Genomic DNA, 22216 nt, shown 5'->3' with positions numbered 1-22216 from the left:
TTAATTGATCTTGAGAAAAGGATACTGGGATAAAAATTATTGGATTATTTGGAATATTGAATTTAAAAATGATAGAAGGAGAATATAAAACTAAGTTATACATGATGAAAAATATTATTGATATAAATCTATTATCATTGATTTTAAAATACATACTTTTGTTGGGTTTGATGTTTTCTTGAAAATTACTGGAGGAAAGGATACTAGACTCATAGATGATAAAAAGTTAGACAGAGCAGACTATACACCAGAGGTTAGAATGGTACCGTGCTATATAAATATAGTTTGGATAATAAAGACACGAACCAACGATAAAGTAAGACCAGCCTATTACCTATTGTTATTAAATGAATAACCAGTAAAACAAACAAATTTTCGTGTACTACATTTTCGAATCAGAGGGGATAATTATGATGTTACGCAATCTTTCCACAATGAAAAAATTATTAATCTTAATGTTAATATCCATATCTACAGTTGGTATTATTCAAGTGGTTGGGTATAACACGATGAAATCTTTAAAAAATAATATAGAGGATATATTTAAGGACCGCTTAGAACCAGGGATTATATTGACTGATTACAGGCTAAATAATCGTATTATTTTAACAGATATGTATAGATCCTTCCTTTATACTGATGAAAAAACGATAGAATTAATCAATAATGAGGTGAACAAAGCTTTTGAAGATAATGAAATGAATCTTCAATTACTTAATGACACCAACTTGAAGTCAGATGAAGCAGAAATTATAAGTGAACTGGTGGAACAATATCCAATTTTTAAAGAGACTATGGAGCAAGTATTCCAACTGAGTCTTGCTAATAAGAATGAGGAAGCGTTAAACCTCTATTATTCTATAGGTGAGCCTGAGTATAATAGTATTTTATCAAAAGGTTTAAAGTTAACAGAACTGAATAGAGATTATGCAAGCTCTTTATATAAAGATAGTGTAGACCAAGTGGATAAAAATACTAGAAATACAATGATCATTTCAGTGGTATTAAGCATACTGTATGTTGTAATTGGGTTTATTGGTGTTCGAAAATATATAACTGCTCCAATAGAAAAAATAAAAACTGCCGTTCAACGAGCAGAAGCGGGAGAATTAAATTTTAGTGTAGATTATAATTCTAAGGATGAATTTGGGATATTATCTACCTCACTTAATCGTATGATTGCTCAATTACGAGATTTAATTGGTCAGGTAAAGCAATCGTCTGAACATATGGTAGCATTTTCTACTGAACTCACAGCAAGTACAGAACAAACAAATTCAGCTAGCGAGCATATTGCGACTGTTACGTTAGATATTGCAAGCGGATCAGAGCATCAAGTTAGAACGATAATAGAAACAGAAGATATTGTTACACAAATGGTACAAGATGTCCAAACAATTGAAAGTAATTCAACTAGCGTATCAGAGGCAGCTATCCACGCAGAACAAATATCAGTGGATGGGAATGAAATCATTAAAAACGCTGTTCAACAAATGGACAAAATCCAAACTTCTATCGATAATCTAAATAATGTGATCTTTGGTTTAGGTGATCGCTCTTCAGAGATTGGACAAATCGTAGAAGTTATTACAAGTATTGCTGAACAGACTAACTTACTAGCATTAAATGCAGCGATTGAAGCGGCAAGAGCAGGGGAAAATGGTAAAGGTTTTGCTGTTGTTTCAGAAGAAGTTCGAAAATTAGCTGAAGAATCCTCTTTATCCGCACAGAGAATTTCTGTGTTAATTGATGGAATTCAAACGGAAACGAATAGAGCAGTAGAATCAATGCAGTTCACAACAAATGAAGTGGTTATAGGTATGAATAGTGTAAACACCGCAGGAGAAGCCTTCAAAAAAATTCAACATGCTACCAAACAAGTATCTGTTCAAGTTCAGGGGATTTCTACTTCGGTAGAACATATGGCTATAGAAATGAATAATATGACTGATTCGATGAAGCAAATCAATGGAATCGCCCAAAGTTCTGCAGAAGGAACACAAAATATTTCTGCAGCTACAGAGGAACAGCTAGCCTCAATGGAAGAAATTACAGCATCTACTTTTACACTTTCTAAAATGGCAGAAGAATTACAAAATAAAACAAATATGTTCAAAGTATGACGTGTATGATTTATTTGAAATTCTTAGGCAAAGATAAAATGGTTTGATAAACAGACATTATGAACTATAAGCCAATAAATTAGTATTAAATGTTACTATAGTATTTCACACGAAATGTATTTACATTTAACTATTTAACGCTCGACCAGGAACTCATATAACAAGTGAGTTTCTGGTCTTTTTTATGTGGAATCATAAGAATTAGACAGATTCCTCATCAATGATATAAATCCATATGTTTAAGATTTTATATGCATATGAAGATGCAAGCGTACCTCTTACAAAAAATATAACAGCTTTAGCACAAGTGTCTTCTAATATATACGGTTATGATTTTGCATTTGATCGACTATCAATCCATTAGTTGCTACAAGGATTTAAGATGGGGTAAACCTTCCATTGCTATTACTATTTACAACTTCGCGGCTTTCTATATTTGGGGGATACAATGAATCCCTCAATTTTTTACTAATTATTGAGGACGTTAAATTATTTACATAACCAAGGAAGTGTTGAAATAGTATTAAAAGTGTATGCATATATTGAACTTTAATCCTCAAATATAGGAGTGGGGCAAGTGAAGGATATAGAGTTGTTTTTAAAGAAATTACATTACTTTGATAATAAATTTAAGTTATTTATTTATCAAAACAAGGATCATCTACTAGTTGATTATTTAGAGTTGTGTGCGTTAATTGATGAGTATTCTTCTTTTATTATAAATCATGACAATGAAACACAATGGAATAATTTAGGGCGGTCAATTGAAATAGTATCATTAGTTCAAAATCTACGAAAGAACTCTTCTGTTTGTGTCCAAATCATGGAAAAATACCGGGCTTTATTATTAAGTCATGAAGAAAAGGAGATGACGGATTACTTTCGTAATATAGGAGACTGTATTGGCAAGGAATTCGGAGGTTTTCAAGTTACTAGTCAATCTAAGGTGCTTTTAATAGGATCTGGGTCTTTTCCTATAACATTATTAATGGTTGCGGAACAAACAGGAGCAGACGTTTTTGGAATTGATATTGATGATGAGGCGATTCAGTTGGGGAAACATGTAGTAAATAAATTAGGAAGTCATTTATCCATTCAAATTGACAAGAAGACAGTAGAAGAGCTCGCAGTTATGGAACAGATTAGTCATATTATATTTAGTTCAACTGTAAGCAGGAAATATGACATATTAGACCAATTATATGATGTAACAAATAAAGATGTGCTGATTGCTATGCGTTATGGAAATGGGTTAAAGTCTCTTTTTAATTATCCAATGCAGAAGGTAAACAAAAATAAATGGCATACAATAGAAGAAATTATCCACCCTCAACATGTCTTTGATGTTGTTTTATATCAAAAGGTACAATGATTTTAATAGGTGAGGAGAAGACTATGTCTTATTTTAATAAAGTATTACTGTTAGGAACAGGGCCTACAGTAATTCAATTAGCTGTGAATTTCAAAAATTATTGTAATAGTAAAGTAGCTATTGCAGGTCGAGAATCTTTACGCTCCAACATTTTCTTTGACACGATCGTTCAGCAACAACTTGCACTCAAAGTATTTATTCAAAATACACAACATCAGTCTGTTGCGGGAAAATGTACGATTGATGCGTTTTTTAAGGGTTATCATAAAATATCTGGAAATTGGGATACCGTAGTTCTTTGTGTTACTACAGACTCTTATCTTTCAGTATTAGCACAAATTGATACGAAAGTGTTGAAGCAGGCTAGCTGCTATATATTAATGTCACCTACATTTGGTTCTAGTCATTTAATAGCAAATTTCCTAAAGAATCTAACTCCTCAGGCAGAGATCATTAGTTTTTCAACATATTATGGGGATACTAGATGGATAGATGGAATACCATCAAATGAAGTATTGACAACAGGAGTGAAGAAAACAGTTTATGTAGGTTCAACTTACTCAAAATCACATAGACTAGATAAATTATCTGAATTATTTCATCATTTAGGGATTCATTTAAAAAAATTAGCTTCTCCCCTTGAGGCAGAAACAAGAAATATTTCTTTATACGTACATCCTCCCTTATTTATGAATGATTTTTCATTAAAGGCAATATTTGATGAGGATAGTATAACAAAGTATGTGTATAAGCTTTATCCTGAGGGTCCTATTACTTATACAATAATTCGGCATCTATTAAATTATTGGAAAGAAATGATGGAAATTGTGAAACACTTCGATATTCAACCTCTCAATCTATTAAAATTTATGGTAGACGATAATTATCCATTGCAGCCAGCAAGTATAGACGGACAAGAAATAGAGAATTTTAATAAACTCGAATCTATACATCAAGAATATCTGCTCTATATTCGTTATGCATCCTTATTAATTGATCCATTTTCTATACCAAATAAAGAAGGAAGATACTTTGATTTTTCTGCCGTTCCTTTTAGAGGTATTTATAAAAATCTTGATGGAGAATGGGATATTCCTAGAATGCCAAAAGAGGACTATTTCCGTATGAAAATCATTCAAGGGATTGCGCATGCCCTGAAATTGAAAAGCCCGACGCTTGATTATTTTGTACAAACCTATGAAGAAAAACTACAACAAGTTGTGGCTTCATCTAAGCATAAAATCTTTTCTGATGCCTTTCAAATAAAATCTTTTTCACAAGAAATAGAGATGATTTGTAAGGAGTTAATTTTGAGTAAGAAAACAAAAGAAGGAGAAGAAGAATATATAAAATGATAAAAAGCTATTAAGTTTACAATAAGGTTTAACAAAAAAGCCACTATAGCGGTGTGCGAAAACTAAGGGCAATTAGCGGACCTTTCAAAATTCTTTAGACATGGCTCAGTTTCCGAGTTTTTCATGCGTAGTGCAAGCCACCAATTAGTAGATGGGTGGTTCTATTTCAAATTGACAATGATAATCATTATCGATAAGGTGGGGATAGACGAAAGTCATCATGCCCACCTTTTCGCATTTCAGGGGCTAAACATGATCAGTAATTTGGCTGAGATGACTCAACCCGCCGATTGATTATGGAATCCTTAAAATCAGTTCTCGATGCCACTGAAACTTACTTTGAGCAGTAGCTTGTTGAGGGGTCCATGCTATTTGTTGTCAAAAGCCATTACTAGTAAACAATTTTGAAACGAGGTATGCAATTTGAAAATCGATGTGAATCAGTTAGCAGAACATTTAGCACATATTCCTTTCCAAGTAGAAGGAATATATCGATATACGAGTTATTTAGGTGTGCCGTACGCTGATTATACAGATTCCTTTCCTGGATTTATTTTTCCACTTACAGGGAAAATACAATTTCAATTTAATGGCACGCCTTATATCTTTTCACCAGGAAAAGTTGTGCATGGTGGTGCAAAAATGAAACTAGATCAAAAAAATTTTGATAATGCGAACTGGGAATATATTCTTGTTTTATACCGAATATGTAACTCAGAAATACAAGAGTCCAGTTTTTCTCATCAGCATTTTGAATTATCGACTGGACAATCTCCTCGTCTTATTGAATTACTTATGCGTCTTTGGCATGTGTATAATCAGCGCGGAGGTATTTCAATGTTTCAGACCGAAATGCTGTTTCGCGATGTACTGAATGAAGCCTTATTATGTGTTGCTAATAGGCAAAATAGCTGTGAATCACATACTTTATTCGAACGGGTATCTTCTTATATTCATGAATACTATCATCAAAGCCTTACAATCCCCTTGCTTGCAGAACAATATAACGTGAATCGAAATCGACTTTCTTATGTATTTAGAAAACATGCAGGTATGGGACCAGCAGAATATTTATTAAAATATCGTATCAACATGGCGCAAAAAATGCTTTTTACAAGTGATGCGCCTGTACAATATATTGCGCAAACTGTTGGAATTGCTGATCCCTTTTATTTTAGTAGAGTGTTTAAGAAACAATTTGGTCTTTCTCCTACTGAATATCGAGAGAAGTTCATCAATAATCCATGCTAATTTCAACAAGCATCCATTCAAATCCGAAAATTCCTTTACTATACTAATAGCGTATCAAAGATAATTTGTTGGAGGAATTTCGGATGCACAAGATCAAAGGACTATTATTCTCAACGCTATTATTAGCAGGCATACTAGCAGGTTGCAATGAAACATCAGTTGAAAAGAAAGGCGTAGCTACAGAAGACACTTCTACCTCTGCGGTTAATGCAGATGCAACTCATTGGCCAAGAACCATTAAGGATGCTTTGGGTAAAGAAATTGTTATCGAGAAAAAACCAGAAAAAATAGTTTCCTTATGGTATTTTTATCCTGAAATACTAGTTGCATTAGGTGAGCCGCCTACAGCTTCTACTGACAAAGAGTATCTATCTTCTTTATCTTATTTAAATGGAAAGCTAGATTCAACTGAAGAATTAGGAGATAAATTGTCTCCTAGTATTGAAAAAATTTTATCGACTGAGCCTGATTATATTTTAGCAACGGAACATCATGAAAAATTATATGAGTCACTAGAAAAAGTTGCGCCAGTCATTACGCTGAAATCTAAGGACATCTATGATGACTGGCAATATGGCCTTCGTACAGTAGCCGAGATTATTGGAAAGGAAGACGAAGCGGAAAAAGTAATTGATAAAATGATGCAAGAAATTACAATTGGTCGTGAAGCATTAAAGTCGATTCAAGGAGAGTCAGTAGCACTTGTGTTGTCTTGGGATGGAAAAACTTTTAATGTTCTAGGTGAAGAAAATCCTGTATATATTCTTGCGTTTGATAAAGAAAAGGGATTGGGGCTTACACCAGATATCACATTTAAAGGAAAAAATAATCAGTTTACTGCATTCGAAGGAATTTCAACAATTCAAGCAGACCATATTTTCCTTATAGGTGACATTACAAAAAAGGAAACATTAATGAGTGAATTACAACAAAGTAATGTATGGAATAATATGAACGCCGTAAAAAAAGGGAATATTCATTTAATGGATACTTCCGCTATTACTGGTGGTCCATTAGCTATTGAATACGCTTTGCAAAATATAACAAATGCCCTGCAAAAACAATAAAACGAAGAATTTAATTCGAGAAACAAACAGTGTTAAGAAGGTCAATAGATGATAAGGAGAGATGGTTATGCCCTACCAAGTTATAAATATAAAAGAAAATTTGTCTCAAATAAATGAGCTCTGGTCTCCGAAAGTTGTAGGTGAAATAAACGACTTTCAATTCAAACTAATTAAGATTGATGGAGATTTTATATGGCACGAGCATCAAGGTGCAGATAAGGTATTTATTGTGCTAGAAGGAGAAATGTTCATTGCTTTTCGTGATGGCCAGGTAAAAATTTCTAAGGGAGAGATGTTTATTGTTCCGGGAGGAGCAGAGCAAAAGCCTTTCGCTGAAAAGGAATGCCATATTATGTTGGTTGAGCCTAAAGTTGCTGTAAACACTGGCGGTATTGAGTCTAAATAAACGGCATCAAATGCTACAGAGGATCTAATGTTTGTCATTAGTCCGAATTCAATATTTGAGAAAAGGGTTCACGGCTAACTGAATGGGCAGTAAATGGATTAAATTGCTGTATCGCAAATCGTAGAATTAACCTCTAGATAAATAAGTAGGACAAGAGGCAACATACAATGAAGGAGACCGTTCGTGTTAATTAAACGGTCTCCTTTTGTTTTTCTTATATTTATACTTCACTTCATTACATGTGGTCTATCTTCTGGATTCTGATTACCTACCTTTGCTACAGCATATGCAATAGTAAAATGAGATTGTTTATTTGATTTCTTTCTATTGATTTTAATGAGTAGCTAAAATTGAAAAGATTGAAATTCATTCTAGGTAAAATATATTATTTTCATTTAATGCCATTTTTTTAACCTGATTTTAACCTTTCTACATTAATTTAGTGTAAGAGATACATCATTAAAGGAAGGTGTTTTAAATGGATCCATATGTTGGAGAAATTCGAATGTTTGCAGGTAATTATGCTCCAGATGGCTGGGCATTGTGCAATGGGCAACTCATATCCATTGCAGAAAATGAAGTACTTTATTCCTTAATTGGTACAACTTATGGCGGGAATGGACAAACGACATTCGCGTTACCAAATTTTCAAAGTAGAGTAGTTGTCCATCAAGGACAGAATCAAGCAACTGGTACGAACTATGTGATAGGTCAAATAGGAGGGGTGGAAACTGTCACTTTAAACACTTCACAGCTTCCAGCTCATACGCATCAAGTAAATGCTTTCTCACTTGAAGGTACAACACTGAGTCCTGAAAAAGCTGTTTGGGCAAAAAATATACAATATTCAACACAACCAGCAAATAGCACAATGAATGCAACAGTCGTTTCAAGTGTTGGAGGAAATACTCCTCATGACAATGTAATGCCGTTTCTGACAATTAGTTTTATTATCGCTCTTTACGGTATATACCCATCATTTTGATTAGGAGGAATGAAAAGATGAGTGAGCCATATGTAGGTGAAATCAGATTATTTAGCTTTGGAAGGGTCCCAAGAGGATGGGCATTATGCGATGGTCGAGTTTTGCCAATTAATACAAACCAAGCCCTATATTCCATATTGGGAACAACTTATGGTGGCGATGGCAGAACGACATTTGCATTGCCTGATTTAAGGGGGAGAGTTCCCGTTCATGTAGGTAACGGTGTCTCACTAGGACAAAAGGCGGGAGAAGAGACACATGTATTAACTATAAACGAAATGCCAGCTCATACACATGCAGTCAACGGTAGCTCGGACAGTGCTACGGTGAAAGCGGCTGCGGGTAATGTATGGGGGGCATCCACTAATAATATCTATTCTGATAATCAACTGAATACTTATATGAACACACAAGCATTATCAACATCAGGAAGTTCACTGCCCCATCAAAATATGCAGCCTTACAGTGTGGCAAATTATTGTATGGCTCTAGTTGGAATTTATCCATCAAGAAATTAAGAAAAAAGGAGATGCAGGAAAATGTCAGAAGCCTATATTGGAGAAATCAGAATATTTGGCGGTAATTTCGCACCAAAAGATTGGGCTTTATGTAATGGTCAGCTCTTATCAATTACTTCCAATACAGCATTATTTGCCATTTTAGGTGCAAATTATGGAGGAGATGGAAGGACCACCTTTGCTTTACCGAATCTAAATGGTAGGGCAGCGCTTCATCAAGGAACAGGAGCTGGATTAACACCGAGGAGTGTTGGAGCATCAGGGGGTGAAGCTACTGTTACGCTATTAACAACTCAAATGCCTAGTCATCATCATATAGCTGCTTGTAACAATGTTCAAACTTCAAATAATGACCCAACTGGAGCAATATGGACAGAGCAACAGGGAAGAGGCTCTGTCCCTGTCTATGCGACACAAGTAAATACACAAATGAGTTTATTGGCAATAGATGTAGTGGGTGGGAATCAACCACATAATAATATGCAACCATATCTTGGGTTGAACTTTATCATTTGCTTAGCTGGAGAATGGCCTCCAAGGAGTTAAGAATGAATGAAATGAAGGATGTGAAACAATTATAAAGGAGTAGTGTAGAGAATGGGGAAAAAGATAATAGCCATAACCTTGTGTTTTATGTTAGTAGTTTATAGTCAATTGACAGTCATATTGTTTGTTGCCCCTTTAAAAGCAGAGGCGGCTAATTGTGGAACGTCTAATTATCCAACTTGTGTTCAAGATTTAACACAAGCAAATTGGCTAAGTGATACAACGAACGGATTTGAAGTGTCTGGCATTGCAGGGAATGATGGTATTCATTTATTCACGTATAGTAATGATGCACAATTTCCAGCTGGCTATTATTTTAATGCAGATGAATATTCAACACCAAAATCGATTAGAATTTCTGCAGGTGAAAGTTTTTCAGGTGGTGTCTTTGATTTAAAAACGTTAAAGATTAATACTATCAATTCACATGCCGAAAATGATGCCTTGTCTCTGACGATTCAAGGGTATGATGAAGTAGGAAATCCAAAAGGAAATCCAGTTATTTTTAAGACAATTGCCAAGCATGACCCTATTTATGATATACCTATTAATATTGAGGGTATTAACTCTTTTATCATTACTGCAAGTGTGCAATTTATCAATACTGTACAGGCGGGGTTGTGGGATTTAACGTTTACGGAATTTACGATAGATATACCAAATAATAACCCTCCCAATAACCCACCGACATCTAGTAATGGAACCGTAAATGTAAATGAGGGGCAAGTGTATACATTTGATAGTACTTCCTTCACTTTTAATGATGCAGATGCTGGAGATACTTTGAAACAGATTCAAATCTCTACAATTCCTAATAGCGGACAACTCTTTCTCGATAACAATAATAATCAGCAATTTGAGGCAGGGGAAGCTATTGCAAATGGTGAGACAATAAGTAAAGCTGACTTAGATGTAGGTAAATTCAAATATATGACGGAAAATGGCTCTTCTGCATCTTTTACATTTAAGGTAAGTGACGGTATTGACTATAGCACTGTCTATACAATGAATCTAGTCGTCAATGCACGTCCTTCCGTGACCATTCCAACAACTATATCTAGCCCAACAAATAGCAATCCAATTTCTATAACGATTGTTTTCAGTGAGCCAGTGGCTGGTTTAGCGGCTGGAGATATAACTGTTACAAATGGAACTATTCTATCTATCACAGGAAGTGGTGCCACATATACTGCCCAAATATCACCAAGTGTGGATGGAGCAGTGAAAATTAAAATTCCTGAAAATGTAGTTGCTAATAGCAGTGGCGCATTGAATAAAGCATCTGCGGAATATCAAATAATCTATGATAGTACACCACCTACGAATATTGAACTCAGTAATACTACTATAGAAGAAAAGAAGCCCATTGGTACAACTGTTGGAACAATGACGGCAACAGACTCAGGAAGTGCACAAACTTTTACGTATTCACTGCAATCTGGGGATATAAGCTTCTTTACAATTGATGGAAATGTATTAAAGACAAATGCCCCGTTTGCCTATGATACGAAAAATAGTTATAAGATTACGATAAGAGTAACAGATGCTGCTGGTAATACGTTTGATAAGGAATTTACAATTCAGATTACTAAAAATCATGCCCCAACAGGCACTATTATGATTAATGGTGGAGCAGGCTATACAAATACTACTAATGTTACTTTAACAATGACTGCAAGTGATTTAGAAGGAGAAGCGATAGAAATGCGCTTGTCAAATGATGGTACTACTTGGTCCGGTTGGGAGCCGCGTTTATCTTCAAGAAATTGGACATTGTCACCTGGTGAAGGTAGTAAAACCGTTTATATGCAACTAAGGGATACTGCTGGCAATATATCGAATACATTATCAAATACAATTGTGTTAGATACGACCCCTCCTACCATAACAGGAGTGACAAATAACGGTGTTTATAATACAGACGTAACAATTAGTTTCAGTGAAGGAACAGCGACATTAAATGGTGCTCTCTTTACAAGTGGAAGCATTGTAAGTACATCTGGAAATTATACTTTGGTAGCAACAGATAACGCAGGTAATACAACAACAGTTTCATTTGTGATTGATAAAACGATGCCACAAGCTGTAGAGGTGACGATTAAGTCGAATAATCATGATCCGACAAAGGCCAAGATAGGGGATACTATTACATTAACAATTAAGACAGATAAAAATATTCAAGCACCTACAGTTAAGATTGCAGGAAAAGCCGCAACTGTCAATGGAGCTGCAACAAACTGGCAAGCAACATATATGGTAACAAATGGAGATATGGAGGGGACAACACCCTTTACCATAAATTTCAAAGATTTACTAGGCACTCCAGCAACAGAGGTCACTGATGTAACTGATGGAAGCTATGTCATAGTTGATAGTAGGAAGCCAACTGTTCAGCAGGTGACAATGGCATCTAATAATGCCAATCCATTAGTCGCGAAGGTAGATGATATTATCACAATAGATTTTGTGACAAGTGAGGATATTCAATCACCCAATGTAACGATTCTCGGACAAACAGCCATCATAACCGATAAAGGTGATGGAGATGCTAAAACTTGGCAAGCAAGCTATACACTGAAATCTGGGGACACAGAGGGACCAATTAGCTTTGCAATTGATTATCGGGATTTAATGGGGCATGAAGGCATACAAGTAACGGAGGTTTCTTCAGGATCAATTGTGATATTTGATAAAAAATCTCCAGAAGTAACAGCTTATTTCCCAATACATCAAGCAATGGATGTACAGTTTACAGAAAATCTCGTATTAACATTTAATGAAAAGGTTTTACCTGTAACGAATAGAAATATTGTCATTCGTAATAGTTCAGACAATCAAGTTGTTGAAACAATTGAAGTTACGCAAGCAAACGTCTCTATTATTAATGAATCCGTGACAATTAATCCTACATTAGAATTAACCCAAAATACAGCTTACAGTATTCAAATTGATGCAGGTGCCTTTACTGATTTAGCGGGTAATGTGTATGAAGGTATTACTGATAATACTACCTGGAATTTTACAACGGGCGCACTGCCAACATATACAGTTACGTATGACGGTAACGGAGCTGAAGGAGGTAAAGTGCCAATTGATTCGAAGCAGTATGTTGCTCACGAATTAATTAAAGTTATAGGCAATACAGGTAATTTAATGAAAGTCGGCTATACATTTATAGGATGGAATACAAGGTCTGATGGAAAAGGTGTTATTTACAAAGAGGGGCAAACCATTCAAATGGGGAAAGTGAATTTGATGTTGTATGCTGTATGGACAAAAAACATTGTACCGGGAGATGGAGGATCGTCCACTCCAAGTCCAGCACCTGAACCAGGTCTGCCAAGTAATCAAGTAAAGGTGAATGTTGTAGATCCGAATAAGCCAAACGAGGTTCTTCTTCAAACAGTGTTAACACGTCTATATATCAACGGTGAGATACAAGATACGGTAGCGTTTTCAATTGCCAATGCACAAGAGTTTCTTCGGAAATTAGTGAAGCTGGAAGAAAAACAATCTCGAATTGTCATACCAAATATGGAACCATCTGCAAGTGAAACAAAGGTGATACTTGCTAAAGAGGCAGCTAAACTATTAGTAGAAGGAAAATCTAGCTTTGGGATAGATATGAGGAATGTTAAAATCGAAATTCCATATAATTCAATGTCAGATTTCAACGAGGATATTTATTTCCGAATTGTACCGATTAAGAGTACAATCTCACAGGAAGATATTGAAGAGCGTGAAAGGGCATTGGGATTAACAAAAGGCACGAAAGTGAAAGTTATCAGCCAACCATTAACAATTGAAACGAACTTGCAAAATCGTCAAGTGTCATTGCTACTACCACTGCCAAAGAACCTGACATCCGTGCAAGAAAGAAATATAAGGGTTTATGTAGAACATAGTAATGGTACATCGGAATTATTGTCTGGAAGATTGGTAGAATTCAATAAAGGGCAGACAGGTATCATTTTTGATGTACAGCATTTCTCTACTTTTTCTTTAGTACATTTAGAACAAAAAGAGCTAGAGAGAACATCCGTCCCTTACATCCAAGGCTATGAAGATGGTACTTTCCGTCCGAATGAAAGTGTTACACGTTCACAAATGGCCGCAATGTTGGCAAGAAGTTTGAGTAATAATAATGTACCAGAAGTAACTGGAACTTTTTATAGAGATACAGCTCATTCATGGGCTAAACATGATATTGAGTATATCCGTACACAAGGAATCATGGAGGGACGACAAGATCATTCTTTTGGCCCCAATGATGAAATAACAAGAGCTCAAATGGCAGTTATTGCTATGCGTTGGCTTAATAAGCAATGCTCAGAGGAGACGACTGCTACTCCTTATTGCAATCTAAAGATAGGTGATAAGAAATACCATGATGTAGCTTCTACGCATTGGGCTGCCCAGGCAATAGAAGCTATTAGTGAGATGGAGATCATGGTAGGTTCTGGAAATGGACAATTTAGCCCAGATGAAAAGCTAACACGTGCCCAAGCAGTAAAGGTATTAAATCGAATTTTTAATCGTCCAATACCAACTTTAGATTCAGAACCAATCTTCAAGGATATACCAAAAGAACATTGGGCCTTTTTTGAAATTCAAGCAGCTACAATGAAATAAAAACATAATGAACTTTTTAACGGATTTGGAATTGCATAACTTCCAAATCCGTTTCTTTATTATTGATTTTTTATAACTGATAAAAGACTCCATATTCGATTCATCTAATTCTAGTAACACTGCACGAATTAAAAGCACATTCCTTAATCGAGCTACAGCAGGAGATGACCCGAAAAAACAAGAGATAATCAATTTTAAAATATGTCAATGGAAGTTTTATTTTGAGACACCACTTTTTTCATAAAAATAGAGATTTTTTTCTTATCAATCTGTTTTCATTGCTTCATAGACTTTTTGATTCTTACTTAACTTTTAAAATTGTTTAGGAAAAATAATCTATTTTGTATTAGTATTGACAAATTAATGTATACATAATATCATTCAATTAGTGATAATGATTATCATTATCATAATTAATATGTCGAACACGCAGAATAATAAAAAGGGATATTTTCTAATATCCCTTTTTATATGCATAGTGTTGATAATGATTATCAATTGAAAGGGGGTTTTACTATCAAAAGGTTAATTTCAGTAATGTTAGTCGCATTTTTAACAATTTTCGTTACACCTAATTTAAATGCTTCTGCTGCGCTTGCAGATGGGAAATATACAATCAATTACCAAGTGAATAAACCAGATTCTTCATCTGCTTCGATGGCAAATGATTACTTTTTGAAGCCTGCAACAATTATTGTTCAGAATGGTACTTCGGTTGTACAAATGAAGATGAAAAAAAGTGCGTGGATAACGAAATTTGAATCAAGTACAGGCGGTAATAAAGTCGTCAGCGAAAATAAGGCAGAGGATACACGTATCGTCCAATTTGCATTACCTGCTTATACATCGAAAACTGCTGTTACGATGAAGGTGGACATTGATGACTTAAATTATCATCATGAATATACAGTAGATTTTGTATGGGATGCGGCATCATTGAAAAACGAAGATGGTAGTGCAGTAGCAGCTACAACAGTACAAAATAACTCTAACACGACTAAAAAAACAGATAATACTGGTAAAACAGATATTTCGTCAGTTAAAGAAAAAGAAGTAAATCCACAAACAAGTGATGCTTTTCCAATAGGTATACTTTTATTGTTCTGTGTCAGTGGATTTATCCTATTTAATTTTAAAAAACGCATGAAGGAAGAAATCCATTGAAATATTTCGGAAGCACCCTCATCTACTTCACTCAGGTAGGAGTAGGGTGCTTTTTAAAAGGAGTGAATGGACATGATAAAAGAAACAAAAGTAAATAGTAGAAAGTTACATATGGTGGTGCTATGTATTATTTTTGTCGTTCTTTCAGCATGTACTAATTCAATTAAGGAAAATGAAAATAAGGTAAAAGAAAAAAAGGATGAAAATAAGACAACTGTTCAAGATGAAAATCGAATTATTCCAACGACAGTTGCAGTTGCTCATATTCTAGATGCACTAAATTTAGATGCCGTCGCTATTCCTACGACGATATATGATTTACCTAAACGATATGAGGGTTTACCCGAGGTTGGTAGTCCGATGTCACCTGATATGGAAATTGTAAAATCCTTGAATCCAACAGAGGTTTTCTCAGTGACTACGTTGGAGGCAGATTTGAAAAAGACATTTGATGAAGTTGGTATTAATGCTTCATATGTGAATTTACAGAGTATTGATAGTATGAAAGCTGCTATTTTAGAAATTGGAGAAAAATATAAACGGACAGAAGAGGCCATGAAGCTAGTGACGGAGCTAGAAGGAAAGATTACAGCCATTTCAATGAAGGCGGAATTAAATGAATCACCAAAGGTACTGATTTTATTAGGCATTCCAGGTAGCTATTTGGTGGCAACAGAAAATTCATATATTGGAGACTTAGTGAGATTGGCTGGAGGTCAAAATGTGATGAGCGGGCAAGAACCGGAATATTTACCGTCTAATACGGAATTTTTACAACAAAGCAATCCAGATATTATTATTCGTCTGGCACATGGTCTGCCTGAACAAGTTGTGGAAATGTTTAATGAGGAATTTACTACGAATGATATTTGGAAGCATTTTGACGCAGTAAAAAATGGACGTGTTTATGATTTAGATGAACCGTTATTTGGTACAACAGCAACGCTTGCAGTACCTCAAGCGCTAGAAGAATTAATTAACATTATGTATCCATAATGAGAAATGTAGAGGACTGAGATGAATAAAAAAATAAATAGTTTTTTAGTTGTAAGTCTATTACTTTTAGTCGTTATTATATATTCAGCCATTACTGGCTCTATTAAAATGGATACGATGGAGTTTATTAGGGCTCTTTTTGGGGAAGAAAACTCAAATTACACAGTCATTAAAGATTTACGATTTCCACGGATTATTGTTGCTTTATTTGCAGGAGCATCATTATCCATTTCCGGCGTATTATTGCAGGCAGTTATGCGTAATCCATTAGCCGATGCAGGTGTAATTGGCATCTCAGCGGGAGCATCATTTGTACAATTATTAATCATTACATTATTTCCAATGATGTTTTTCTTTACGCCATTATTAGCTTTTTTTGGAGGAGCCTTTGCTTGCTTTTTAGTATTTATGTTGTCCTGGAAATCAGGATTAAATCCTTTGAAAATAATTTTAGTGGGTATTGCGATTAATGCGATGTTTACGGGTCTAACAGAAGCCTTTGTTACGCTATGTAGCTATATGAATGTGATGGTTGGCGGTGTAGGTGGCTCTAATTTATCGATGCGAACTTGGAGTGATGTACGTTTAATTTCATTTTACGGTTTGATTGGTTTACTAGCTGCTCTTCTAATAGCCTCTTGGTGCAATTTATTGGCTTTACAAGATAAAACGGCCAAGAGTCTAGGCTTTAATGTAACACGTGCACGACTATTTATTGCAGCGATAGCGGTATTACTAGCGGCTATTTCAACTGCTACAGCTGGTGTTATTGCATTTGTCGGTTTATTAGTACCGCATATTTCAAGAAGGTTAGTAGGATCAGATCATAAATGGTTAATACCATTCTCGGCATTAGCTGGTGCCCTGCTAATTTTAACTGCCGATACATTAGGTAGAATATTAGTTGCGCCACTGGAAATACCAGCATCCACAATCATGGCGATAATCGGTGGACCATTTTTAATCTTCTTAATTCGAAAAGATAAATAAAGAGAGGTGAGTGTATTGAACGTTTCTCAAATTAAACTATCTTATGATCAGAAGCAAAATCATTTAGATGGGGTTACGACAACTATTGAAAAGGGAAAAATCACGACGATTATTGGCCCGAATGGTTGTGGAAAAACAACATTATTAAGTGTTATTTCACGTAATAATATGCCGCAACAAGGATCAGTAACGTTAGAACAGAAGGATATAATGACATACAAGGCCAAGGAATTTGCGAAAAAACTAGCCATTGTTTATCAGCAAAATTCAGTGCCGCAAGATATCACGATTGAAAAACTAGTTGCTTATGGACGGGTACCCCATCAACAATTAATGAAAAGAAATGTTGAAGAAGATGAGGCGGCAGTCAATTGGGCACTGTCAGCAACAAATTTAACACAGAAACGTACATGTAAATTGGATGCATTATCGGGTGGTGAACGTCAACGTGTTTGGATTGCCATGGCACTTGCTCAAAAATCATCCATTCTTTGTTTAGATGAGCCAACAACATATTTAGATATTTTTTATCAAATAGAATTAATGGAGTTAGTGAAGAAATTGAACAAAGAACATGCTCTAACAATTGTGATGGTGTTGCATGATATTAATCAAGCAATAAAATATAGCGATCATATTATTTTGATGAAAGACGGTAAAATATTATGCGAAGGTGCACCTATAGAAACCGTAACAGCAGAACGGATGAAAGAAGTGTATGGTGTAGAAGTGATTATTCAAACGCATGAAAGTGTTGGTACATATATGATTCCATTAAGCATTTAGGAAAATTATATGAGACAGATTAGCAGCTTCTTAGAGTTAATGAAGGTAAATTTTTAATCCTTTTAAATTTACAGTAAATATTTCAATGACAGTATGTTATTTAGCATTATTTACACAAAATAAAATAACAAAACATATTTTAACTTTCTTGACAATAATAGTTTGTGAGTTATAATTGGTGAGAATGAGAATCATAATCAATTAAAAAGGTAGATTTACTCACTAACATCCATGTAATTAATAGATGTTTTTCTTTTAATTTTAATTGAGAATGGGAATCATTTGGGTTTGTGGTAGTACTAGTTAAATTGTTTATACAAAAGGAGGTAATAACGCTTAGGATAGGTTGAAATAATTAAAAAACTCAGGAGGTTAGAGTATTGAAGAAATTTTTACAATATGTAGCAATGATAGTGTTGATGTTAGGTGCAGTATTACCTGGCTTGGGAATGGAAGTAAAGGCGGAAGAGAATACCGGATCTAGCTGCGTAGTTGACTATTCGGCAAATATCAAAATGCTCAACGAACAGCAAACAGCAGATTCAATGATGAATAGCTATGTTCAAAAGGAAGCTACTGTTCAACAAAAAGATGGTCAATTTACAGTAGACATTACTGTGCCACAAGCATATACAGCGTGGTACCAGGATTTTAAAGTAGAATCTGGCGGAGAATTAAAAAAAGCTATTGAAAAAACAACAGACACTAATGGTAACGATATTTACACATTCGTAGTCGATCAATATGAGCAAACAATAAAGGCATGGGTTGATGTTTATATTCCAATGCTATCGTATGATCATGACTATATAGTGTATTTAAAAATTGCTGATGTTACGGAAGTTAATCGTGTATGTGATGAAGCAACAGAACAACCAGAAGATAACAAAGATGAAATTATTACAAAAAACGTTCCTTTCACATTTTTAACAAATAATAAAACATATGATACGTATTTTAAAAGTTATATTAATTATGCTGATTTAGCGACAATTGGTGAAGAAAAATATGCCTATATTAAACTAACAGGTCACACATATGCATTTACGACACTAAAAGTAGGCAGTGAAAACGGAGAAGACGTAAAAATCGTAAGCTCTGAAGGAGAAGGCAATTCATTAGTACGTGTTATAAAGGTAAAATTAGATGCTGATTTAAAGGCTACAGTGATTATGTCAGGTGACAAGTATCCAGCAACACCGTTTACGTTTGATTTTGCACCGATAAAAGAACAAATTGTATATTTACCTGAGCATTTCAACTCGAACAATCAAGTAATTGAGTTTGGACTGACACCTGTTAGCTCTGGTGCACCTGCTCATACAATAATCGCATCCCTTTTAGGACAAGCATATGCTACAAAAACAGCAGACAATAAAATTGCTGTAACAATTAATTTAGTTGTAAATGGTACAACGAAGGGCTTTTCTGTAAAACAAGGAAATAAAATGATTGCAGAATGGACAGCAGGGGACACGAAAAATGTCATTAAATTTACAGTAGATTCATTAGAAAATTTAGCATTCACGTCAACAACTGAGCGAAATGGGAATGCATCCACAATGAGTACGACAGTTGAAAAAGTACTATTAACGGGTGAGATTGCTAAGCAAGAGGAGAATAGTTCGGAAGGAAATACCAACGGCAGTGAATCAGGTTCTGGGGAGAACAATAATAATTCAAATACCGGTGGCAATAACAATTCTAACACTGAAAACAATGAACAATCAACTAATGGGCTGTATACAGTGAACTTTACGTTCTTAAATGAATCAGGTACGGGTAGCTCTATTATGAACACATATGTTGATAATCAAGCATATGTAGTGAAAAATGGCTCTTCCTATCAAGTTCAATTAACACTAAAAAATAGTTCATGGATTACTGGATTTACAGTGAATGGTGCAACACCTAGTACAATTAGCGATACAAATGATGTACGAGTAGTGCAATTTACAGTATCGAATTTAGCTACTCTTCAAAATGCGTGGGTAAAAGTCGATATTGCGGATCTTAACTATCATCATGACTATAATATTCTATTAAAATTTGAAGAAGCGTCACTTTCAAAGATTAATGATAGTACAACATTCCCAAGTACAGGTGGTTCAACTAATAGTGGTTCAACAAATGGTAGTTCAACTAATAGCGGAACAAATACAAGTACTACAGGGAACTTTAGTCAAGAGGGAGTAGTTAAATTTGAATTTGCAAACAATACAAAAGAGATAGCTGTCTTCCTACAAAAAGCAAAAACAGTATTTGAAAATAACAAATATAAAGTTATGCTTTCATTAAATATTGAAAATAACTTACAAAATTTTATTGTCAAACAAAACGGTAAAGAAATTGCAAAATGGTCGAATAAAGTAGCTTCATTAGTACCGATTGCAACTGCAAAAACAACAACACTTTCATTTGAAATTGCTACACTAGATAATCTTGTTTTTGAAGCAATAACGGCGGATAAGACGATTTCCACAAATGTATCAGCAACGACAACAAAGACAAATGAAAAGAATACTCGTCAGTCCATTACGTATAAAATGGTGGCTGATCCAAACGGTAATATGGCTGATTTTATTACAAACTATTTAGCACCATACTTCACGAAAGCTGAATTAGTAACACTTGACGGTAAACGTTATATTGAAATGACACTAATTGGTAAAGCTTATGGTTTTGAAACACTTGCTTATATTGATGAAAATGGTAAGCAACAAAAAATCGAAGTGATAAGTTCTACAGGCGAAAAAATGGATCAAGTACGTGTTGTACGTTTACCATTAATTCAAGATCGCAATGGCGTAACGAAAATATTTGTAGATTCAGGTAGTTTAGGTTATGGGGCGTACACATTATTCTTTACGTTTGATGTGCCAGCTTTAGAGGAAGAAACAACAAACTCTAATAATACAGAGAAAACGGATAATATTAAAAATCCTTTTACAGATATTGGTAATATATTCAGCAAAGATGAAATTTTAGCTTTATACGCTGCTGGAATTTCAACAGGTACAACAGCTACAACATTTAGTCCAAATAAAAATATAACTCGTGCACAATTTGCAGTAATGGTCGCTCGAGCTTTAAATATTCAATCTGCTAAAGCAACCGCGTTTAAAGATGTTAAAGGTCAGTGGTTTGAAAATGAAGTACAAGCACTTGCAGAGGTAGGTATTGTAACAGGTGTAAATGCCACAACATTTAACCCAACAGCAAATATTACACGTCAGCAAGCAGCGGCAATGATTTTACGCATGCTTGAATATAAAGGCTATAAAGTAACGGTTGATAAAAATGCCTTATCCTACAAAGATGCTAATCAAGTAGTTGACTACTCAAAGCAAGCCGTATCGGAATTACAGGCACTAGACATTATGACAGGGTCTAATGGCTATTTAAATCCAGAAAGTAATTTAACACGTGCTCAAATGGCGAAGGTTTTAAAACGATCACTAGAATTAGTCAATTTAATTGATTAATAATTAAAGCAAGATACTATTACTATCCCATAAACTCCTCTAACAGTTGGATGAGGTGACTATATCATGTGCTTCTATGAGGTTTTCAGCTTGAGCTATTGCCGAAGGGGGTCGCCTCATCCAATAAAAAAATGCAATTCAAGTAGAAATTGAATTGCATTTTTTAAACATTTATACATCCGATTTTTTTTGTTTGCCTAAAACAAGCGTTTACTTTTCTAGGCTAATCTTATAGTGAAGACATGCGAATGTTAAGGGAAGCGTTCTAAACATAAAATTTGGCCAATATTAACTGCAAAAGTAGAAATACGGTGATTTATTTTGAAAATAGTTCATAAAAACTGTTGTCTTAGAAGAGGGATCCACAATAAATTATTGTGGAGGTTTTATAAAATAATTTAAAAAACGTTCTTAAACGATGCGAGTTTGAAATGCCAGGCTGTAAACTCGATGAAAAACGTCTAAGAACGTATAGTTATTATTCTTGTATTTTTACTGATATGTGTAATGTTAATCTTACAGATGGAAGAGGGAGCTGGC

At 34.7% G+C, this 22216-nt stretch carries 15 protein-coding genes; all 15 read left to right on the top strand.

Annotated features, from left to right (window positions below):
* The first annotated feature begins 410 nt into the window (after nucleotides 1-410).
* The gene (locus CRI88_RS01475; RefSeq protein WP_080717152.1) at nucleotides 411-2123 is read left to right on the top strand and encodes a methyl-accepting chemotaxis protein; all 1713 of its coding nucleotides are present in this window, start codon (nucleotides 411-413) and stop codon (nucleotides 2121-2123) included.
* Between the two features lie 577 nt (nucleotides 2124-2700).
* A complete protein-coding gene (locus tag CRI88_RS01470; RefSeq protein WP_231744971.1) occupies nucleotides 2701-3495 on the top strand; it encodes a nicotianamine synthase family protein in 795 nt (264 codons plus the stop codon).
* 23 nt (nucleotides 3496-3518) lie between these two features.
* The gene (locus tag CRI88_RS01465; RefSeq protein WP_170829789.1) at nucleotides 3519-4850 is read left to right on the top strand and encodes an opine metallophore biosynthesis dehydrogenase; all 1332 of its coding nucleotides are present in this window, start codon (nucleotides 3519-3521) and stop codon (nucleotides 4848-4850) included.
* A gap of 423 nt (nucleotides 4851-5273) precedes the next feature.
* Entirely contained in the window at nucleotides 5274-6101 is an 828-nt protein-coding gene (locus tag CRI88_RS01460) for a helix-turn-helix transcriptional regulator (protein ID WP_036127185.1), read from the top strand.
* Between the two features lie 83 nt (nucleotides 6102-6184).
* On the top strand, nucleotides 6185-7168 hold the full coding sequence (locus tag CRI88_RS01455) for an iron-siderophore ABC transporter substrate-binding protein (RefSeq protein ID WP_036127182.1): 984 nt from the start codon (nucleotides 6185-6187) through the stop codon (nucleotides 7166-7168).
* Nucleotides 7169-7235: 67 nt separating this feature from the next.
* A complete protein-coding gene (locus CRI88_RS01450) occupies nucleotides 7236-7574 on the top strand; it encodes a cupin domain-containing protein (RefSeq protein WP_036127180.1) in 339 nt (112 codons plus the stop codon).
* Nucleotides 7575-8052: 478 nt separating this feature from the next.
* Complete coding sequence (locus CRI88_RS01445) at nucleotides 8053-8559, top strand: phage tail protein (protein ID WP_036127178.1); 507 nt, start codon at nucleotides 8053-8055, stop codon at nucleotides 8557-8559.
* 17 nt (nucleotides 8560-8576) lie between these two features.
* Entirely contained in the window at nucleotides 8577-9077 is a 501-nt protein-coding gene (locus CRI88_RS01440; protein WP_058843341.1) for a phage tail protein, read from the top strand.
* A gap of 21 nt (nucleotides 9078-9098) precedes the next feature.
* Nucleotides 9099-9623 (top strand): phage tail protein, encoded by a 525-nt coding sequence (locus CRI88_RS01435; RefSeq protein WP_036127114.1) that lies wholly within the window; start codon nucleotides 9099-9101, stop codon nucleotides 9621-9623.
* Nucleotides 9624-9710: 87 nt separating this feature from the next.
* Entirely contained in the window at nucleotides 9711-14255 is a 4545-nt protein-coding gene (locus CRI88_RS01430; RefSeq protein WP_257982861.1) for an S-layer homology domain-containing protein, read from the top strand.
* A gap of 471 nt (nucleotides 14256-14726) precedes the next feature.
* On the top strand, nucleotides 14727-15419 hold the full coding sequence (gene isdC, locus CRI88_RS01425; protein WP_080717150.1) for a heme uptake protein IsdC: 693 nt from the start codon (nucleotides 14727-14729) through the stop codon (nucleotides 15417-15419).
* 72 nt (nucleotides 15420-15491) lie between these two features.
* On the top strand, nucleotides 15492-16415 hold the full coding sequence (gene isdE / locus CRI88_RS01420; protein WP_101966351.1) for a heme ABC transporter substrate-binding protein IsdE: 924 nt from the start codon (nucleotides 15492-15494) through the stop codon (nucleotides 16413-16415).
* Between the two features lie 21 nt (nucleotides 16416-16436).
* A complete protein-coding gene (locus CRI88_RS01415; RefSeq protein ID WP_101966350.1) occupies nucleotides 16437-17405 on the top strand; it encodes a FecCD family ABC transporter permease in 969 nt (322 codons plus the stop codon).
* A gap of 15 nt (nucleotides 17406-17420) precedes the next feature.
* A complete protein-coding gene (locus tag CRI88_RS01410) occupies nucleotides 17421-18191 on the top strand; it encodes an ABC transporter ATP-binding protein (RefSeq protein ID WP_058843346.1) in 771 nt (256 codons plus the stop codon).
* A 380-nt stretch (nucleotides 18192-18571) separates the two neighbouring features.
* Nucleotides 18572-21676, top strand: a complete 3105-nt coding sequence (locus tag CRI88_RS01405; protein WP_058843347.1) for an NEAT domain-containing protein — start codon at nucleotides 18572-18574, stop codon at nucleotides 21674-21676.
* The last annotated feature ends 540 nt before the right edge of the window (nucleotides 21677-22216 follow it).

Source organism: Lysinibacillus fusiformis, from assembly GCF_002845985.1.
Classification (GTDB): domain Bacteria; phylum Bacillota; class Bacilli; order Bacillales_A; family Planococcaceae; genus Lysinibacillus; species Lysinibacillus fusiformis_D.
This window is presented reverse-complemented; position numbering and strand designations above follow the sequence as displayed.